Source organism: Acidovorax sp. Root217, assembly GCF_001428645.1.
Taxonomy (GTDB): domain Bacteria; phylum Pseudomonadota; class Gammaproteobacteria; order Burkholderiales; family Burkholderiaceae_C; genus Acidovorax.
This window is the reverse complement of the sequence record NZ_LMIH01000006.1, coordinates 596,784-603,005: the sequence shown is the minus strand read 5'-3', so window position 1 is coordinate 603,005 and position 6,222 is coordinate 596,784. Positions and strand designations below refer to the sequence as shown.

Genomic DNA, 6,222 nt, shown 5'->3' with positions numbered 1-6,222 from the left:
ACCCGCTGGTTCGCGTGTGGTGACCTACAAGTCGACGGCTGACCGTGCTGCGGTGCGTGCCGCCGCCGCTGATGCCGTGCGCACGGGCCAGATTTCTTCGGGCGAAATCGGCTCGATGTAAATTCACGGTCAGGCACAAGCCTTCTCGCAAAGGCATGTGCATCCAATACAAACGGGCTCCCTTGGGAGCCCGTTTGTATTGTTTTGTACTAGTACAAATAGCATCAAGCGCGCATCAGCGCCTCGATCTCGTCCGCATCCACCGGCACGCCGCGCGTGATCAGCTCACAACCGGTGGCAGTGACGATGGCATCGTCCTCGATGCGGATGCCGATGCCGTGGAACTGCGCGGGCACGCCCTCGGCCGCGCGCACGTACAGGCCCGGCTCGATGGTCAGCACCATGCCGGGCTGCAGCACGCGGCTCGGGCGATTGAGGATGGTTTCTCCCGAGAGCGGGTCCTTGCGCTCGGTGGTTTTTTCGGCCTCGCCGGGCTCCACATAGCTGCCGCAATCATGCACATCCATGCCCAGCCAATGGCTGGTGCGGTGCATGTAGAACGGGAAGTAGGCGCGTTTGTCGATCACATCCTGCACCGTGCCCACCTTGTTGGCGTCGAGCAGGCCCAGGTCCAGCAAGCCCTGCGCCAGCACGGTGATCGTGGCGTCGTGCGGGTCGTTGAAGCGGGCGCCGGCACGGGTGGCGTCCACGGCCGCGACCTGGCTGGCCAACACCAGGTCGTACAGCGCGCGCTGCGGCCCGGTGAAGCGGCCATTGGCCGGAAAGGTGCGCGTGATGTCGCTGGCATAGCCGTCAAGCTCGCAGCCGGCATCGATCAGCACCAGCTCGCCGTCGCGCACGGGAGCGGCATCGGCGCGGTAGTGCAGCACGCAGGCGTTGGCACCGGCCGCCACGATGGAGCCGTAGGCCGGGTACTGCGAACCGCCATCGCGGAAGGCATGCAGCAACTCGGCGTCGAGGTGGTATTCGCGCACGTCCTCGCCGGCACGCAGCATGCGGGCCGAGCGCTGCATGGCGCGGATGTGGCCCTGGGCGCTGATCTGGCTGGCGCGGCGCATGATGTCCTGCTCGTGCGCGTCCTTGATGAGGCGCATCTCGTCGAGCGGCCCGCACAGGTCCTGCTGCACGGCTGGGCACTGCGCGCCGTAGCGCACCCGCGCCCGCACGGCATTGAGCCAGCCTTCCACGCGCGCGGCCAGGCCGTTGTGGATGGCGTGCGGGTACCACACGCTCTGGCGGTTCTCGAGCAGGCGGGGCAGTTGTGCATCGAGCACAGCGCTGGAATGGGCCGCGTCCATCCCGAGCACACCAGGCGCCGCCTCCGGGCCCAGGCGGTAGCCGTCCCAGATCTCGCGCTCCAGGTCCTTGGGGCGGCAGAACAGCGTGCTCTGCCCCTCGGCCGTGATCACCAGGCAAGCCCCCGCTTCGGCAAAACCGGTCAGGTAGTAGAAGTAGCTGTCGTGGCGGTACAGGAAGTCGGTGTCGCGGTTGCGCGGGTACTCGGGGGCCGTGGGCACGATGGCAATGCCCCCCGCACCCAGCTGGGCAGCAAGGCGCGCGCGGCGCTGGGCATAAAGCAAATGCGAGGACGGTGAGTTCATCCGCCATTTTTATCGCGAATCGGCTGTCCCTCCTGGCCACAGGCCATCCACCTTGCAAACAGTTCCAAAAACCCAACAGCGCATCTGGCCGTTGACAAACGTATTCATATGAATACTATCGCATTCAAACCACTTCGGGATGGACGCCATGGTCACCACCTCCACCACGATGGAGCCCCTCTCCGCACGGATACCGAGCGACCTCTACCTCTGGCTGGCGCAGCTGCAGGTGGAGGGTGCGACCACCAACAGCGACAAGCTGCGGGTGCTGCTGGGCCAGCTCAAGCGCCACCACGACGGTGCGCTGGACTACGTGGCCGCCCATGCCTGGGCGCGCGACACCACGGGCCGGTTGCGCGACTCCCTGGTGCGCACCGAGGGCCAGACGGGTCGGCATTCGGACGTGCTCAACGCCATGCTCGACCATGTCACGACCTGCCTGGCCATCGTCGTGAGCAACGCCCCGGCCTCGGAGCAGGAGGCCGCGCGGCTCGAAGACCTGCTGGTGCGCCGGGGCTTTGCGCTCAGTGAGATGCTGCTGCGCCAGGCAACCACCGCGCAGGCCAGCGCGTACGATCCAGGCGTCGTACAGCGCCATGCCGCCGCGACCCTGGAGCTGGCCCAGACCATTCAATCCCCTCTTTCGAAAGGAGCCTGAGATGGCAGATTCGCTCAAGACACGCGTCGGCCGCATCATCGCCGGCAGCGTGCATGCGCTGGTGGACCACCTGGAGAACCATGCCCCGTTGGCGGTGATGGAGCAATCGCTGCGCGAGGCCGACACCGTGATCGGCGAAGTGCGCCATGAGCTCGGCCGCACCAGTGCCAACCGCCACCTGGCCCAGCAGCAGCATGCCCACCTCAACGGACAGCACGGCAAACTCGCGGAGCAGATCGACCAGGCACTGGCGGCCGGCCGCGAAGACCTGGCGCGCGCTGCGGTGGCGCGCCAGCTCGACATCGAGGCGCAGATCCCGGTGCTGGAGACCACCCTGGCCGACTTCGCCCGGCAGGAGAGCGAACTCACGGGCTATGTGGCCGCCCTGCTGGCCAAGCAGCGCGAGATGGCCGATGCCCTCGAAGGCTTTCGCCAAAGCCGTGCCAGTGCGGCGCCAGCCCCCGCTGCAGCAGCACCGGGCAGCGCCAGCCCTGCCAGCCGCATGGACGCCGTCACCGGCGCCTTCGACCGCCTGTATGCGCGCCAGACCGGCCTGTCGGGCACCGACCGCAGCCACACGCTGGACCAGGCCGCCAAGCTCAAGGAGCTCGATGACCTGGTGCGCGACCACAAGATCGCCGAGCGCATGGCACGTTTGAAGACGGGCCAGCCGTGATCGTCGGCCTGTTCACTGCTCCGGAGACCTGGCCCTTCGGCGTGGCCTTTGCGCTCATCGTCGGCATCGCGCTGATCGAAGGCCTGGGCATGCTGGTCTCGCTGAGCCCGAGCAACTGGCTCGACGACCTGCTGCCCGACATCGACGGTGACACCGGACTGGACCGGGTGCTGGGCTGGCTGTATATCGGCAAGGTGCCCTCGCTGGTGCTGCTGGTGCTGTTCCTCATGGGCTATGCCATCTTCGGCTACAGCCTGCAGAAGGTGGCCCATGGCATGCTGGGCGGCTACCTGCCCGTGTGGCTGGCGGGCCTGGTGGCCGTGGCGCCCGGCATGGCCACTGTGCGCAGCCTGGGCGCGCTGATCGCGCACATCATTCCGCGCGACGAGACCTCGGCCGTGAGCGAGATGTCGCTGATCGGGCGGCACGGCGTTGTCTCCGCCGGGGCGGCACGCCGTGGCCTGGCGGCCCAGGCGCGCGTGCGCGACGCCCATGGCCGCACCCACTACCTGATGGTGGAGCCCGACCTGGACGACGAGGTCTTCGACGAAGGCGCGCAGATCCTCATCGTGCGCAAGGCCGGGGCCTTCTACCGCTGCATCGCCAACCCGCACCCGGGCTTGATGTAGCCGCACATTCCCAGCACCATACCAACACCAACCGAGGGAGCCACCGAGAAATGACCAACCTGTTCGAACTGGGCGTAATCGCCGCCATTGCCCTGCTGGCGCTGCTGACCATCGGCATCGTCTTTGCGCGCCTGTACAAGCGCTCCACCAAGGAAACCGCCTTCGTGCGCACCGGCCTGGGTGGCCAGAAGGTCATCATGGACGGCGGCGCCATCCTGCTGCCGGTGTTCCACGAGCGCGTGCTGGTGAACATGAACACCCTGAAGCTCGAAGTGGTGCGCCGCGCCAAGGAAAGCCTGATCACCAAGGACCGCATGCGCGTGGACGTGACGGCGGCCTTCTTCGTGCGCGTCAAGCAGACCGAGGAAGCCGTGAGCATCGCCGCCCAGACCCTGGGCGCGCGCACCATGAGCCCCGAGGAACTCAAGGCGCTGGTGGAAGACAAGTTCGTGGATTCGCTGCGCGCCACGGCTGCCACGATGACCATCCAGGAGCTGCAGGACAAGCGCCGCGACTTCGTGCAGGCCGTGCAGAACGCCGTGGCCGAAGACCTGGAGAAGAACGGGCTGGAGCTCGAATCCGTGTCGCTGACCAGCCTGGACCAGACCGACAAGCAGTTCTTCAACCCCAACAACGCCTTTGACGCCGAGGGCCTGACGCGCCTGACCGAACAGACCGAAGCCCGCCGCAAGCAACGCAACGACGTGGAGCAGGACACCGAGGTGCAGGTGCGCACCAAGGACCTGGAGGCCACGCGCCAGAAGCTCACCATCGAGAAGGACCAGGAGTTCGCCTCGCTGTCGCAAAAGCGCGAAATCGAGAACACCCGCGCCGAGCAGGCCGCGCTGATCGCCACGCAGCAAGCCGAGCGCAGCCGTGAAGCCGAGGCCGCCAAGATCGAGGCCGAGCGCCAGGTGAGCCAAAAGCGCATCGAGGCCGAGCGCGAGATCAAGGCCGCCGAGATCGAGAAGAACCTGGTGATCCAGACGCGCGAGATCGAACTGGAGCGCCACACCGAGACCAAGCGCGCCGAACAACGCAAGCAGGTGGAGATCGCGCGCCAGGACACGCAGATCGCGATTGCCAACAAGTCGCGCGAACAGTCCGATGCCGACGCCGCCGCCAACCTGGCGCGCGCCGAGGCCGTGAAGGCCGAGGAAGCCGTGAACACCGCGCGCCAGGTGGCCGTGGCCGAACGCGACAAGAACATCCAGCTGATCGAGGCATCCAAGGACGCCGAGCAGAGCGCCATCTCGGTCAAGGTCTCGGCATCGGCCGAGAAGGAGGCCGCCCTGGACCGTGCCGAGGCCATCACCATCGAGGCCCGCGCGCGCCAGGCGGCAGCCCTGGCCGAAGCCGAAGGCAAGCGCGCGCTGAACGAGGCGCTCAACACCCTGTCGGCCGCGCAGGTGGACCTGCAGGTGCGCAGCCTGCTGCTGCAGCAGTTGCCGCTGATCATCCAGCAGGCCGTGCGCCCGATGGAGAAGATCGACTCGATCCGCATCGTGCAGGTGGGCGGTCTGCCCGGCGGCTCGGGAGGCCATGGTACGGGGCAAGGCGGCAGTGGGGCACAGGGCACCTTTCCCGAGCAGGTCATGAACTCGGCCCTGCAGTACCAGATCGCCAAGCCCATCGTGGACGCGGTGATGAAGGACGCGGGCCTGTCCAACGAAGGCATCACCGGCCTGGCGCACAGCCTGGCCGGCATGCTGGGCAACCCGCCGCAGACCGCGCCGGCGCCTGCCAGCCACGCCGCCGAGTGATCCGGTAGCCCGGCTTGGCCGGGCTCGGCGCACAGCCCCGCGTGGCTTGTGCGCCACGCAAAGCCCTGCAGCCAGGCGGCCCAGCCCATGGGCGTGGCAGACTCAAGCACCATGCTCAACCTGCTTGCGTCCCTGCTGAATTTCATCCTGACCATGCTGCTGCCCTTGCTGGGCCTGGTCTTGACCGCAGCCCTGCTGGCCTACGGCGTCTACGCACGCTGGATCAACGTCCCGCACAAGTGGCTGCTCACCCGGCGCGCACTCCAGGTGCTGTGTGCCGTGGCCGTCCTCTGCAATGCCCTGATCGTGCTGCAGTGGTACCTGGCGAACAGCGCCCGGCAGGCACGGCTGGACGGAGCCGTCGTTCGTGCCAGCAGGGAGCGGTTCGTGCTGCCGCAGGACTTCCAGTACGGCGAACTGCTGATCCCGGCGGGCAGCCTCGTCAACCGCACCGATCCGTTCGACAAGGGCGAGCCTGGCAAGCCGGTTGCATTGCATGGACTGGAATCGGTGCGCTTTGCGCAGCCCGTGGAGATTGCCGGTGCCTGGGCGAGCGCACTGCAGATCACCCCCATGCGCCTGGAACTGGCACAGGACCAGACCCTGGGCCCGGTCTACCGGTTCGACAGCAACACCCAGGGTTGGGTGGTGCACAAGCTGGTGCCGGCACTGGCCTGCCGCAAGGGACAGGTGGCCGTGTTCCAGGTACCGCCTATCCCCTACGACGTGCAGGCGGAAGTCGGCAAGCCTGCGCCCGATGGGCCCGAGGCGCGCTTTCGGCCCAGCGAATGGCTGCTGCGTGCCTGCGAGAACGGCCCGGCCATCACCGTGCAACCCGCCCATGCGGGAACCCCCAGCCCGGGGCAGTGAGCCT

The 6,222-nt window shown here is 67.4% G+C and carries 6 protein-coding genes and 1 pseudogene; 6 read left to right on the top strand and 1 reads right to left on the bottom strand.

Translation table 11 applies throughout. The annotated features are described in order from the left end of the window. Positions 1–121, top strand: a pseudogene (locus ASE31_RS30875) (DUF4148 domain-containing protein); the annotation flags it as partial. A 103-nt stretch (positions 122–224) separates the two neighbouring features. Here ASE31_RS30875 and ASE31_RS06790 read toward each other — a convergent pair. Then, on the bottom strand, positions 225–1,622 hold the full coding sequence (locus ASE31_RS06790; protein WP_057200746.1) for an aminopeptidase P N-terminal domain-containing protein: 1,398 nt from the start codon (positions 1,620–1,622) through the stop codon (positions 225–227). A 148-nt stretch (positions 1,623–1,770) separates the two neighbouring features. Here ASE31_RS06790 and ASE31_RS06785 point away from each other — a divergent pair, with 148 nt between their 5' ends. The 5 genes from ASE31_RS06785 to ASE31_RS06765 all read left to right on the top strand — a co-directional run bounded on the left by ASE31_RS06785 (position 1,771) and on the right by ASE31_RS06765 (position 6,218). Further along, positions 1,771–2,280 (top strand): hypothetical protein, encoded by a 510-nt coding sequence (locus ASE31_RS06785; RefSeq protein WP_057200840.1) that lies wholly within the window; start codon positions 1,771–1,773, stop codon positions 2,278–2,280. 1 nt (position 2,281) lies between these two features. Next, positions 2,282–2,956, top strand: coding sequence for a PspA/IM30 family protein (locus ASE31_RS06780; protein ID WP_057200745.1), 675 nt, complete (start codon positions 2,282–2,284; stop codon positions 2,954–2,956). After that, a complete protein-coding gene (locus ASE31_RS06775; RefSeq protein ID WP_057200744.1) occupies positions 2,953–3,585 on the top strand; it encodes a YqiJ family protein in 633 nt (210 codons plus the stop codon). The genes ASE31_RS06780 and ASE31_RS06775 overlap by 4 nt, the downstream gene beginning before the upstream one ends. Positions 3,586–3,635: 50 nt before the next feature. Next, positions 3,636–5,348, top strand: a complete 1,713-nt coding sequence (locus ASE31_RS06770; protein WP_057200743.1) for a flotillin family protein — start codon at positions 3,636–3,638, stop codon at positions 5,346–5,348. 111 nt (positions 5,349–5,459) lie between these two features. Continuing rightward, positions 5,460–6,218, top strand: coding sequence for a hypothetical protein (locus tag ASE31_RS06765; RefSeq protein WP_057200839.1), 759 nt, complete (start codon positions 5,460–5,462; stop codon positions 6,216–6,218). The last annotated feature ends 4 nt before the right edge of the window (positions 6,219–6,222 follow it).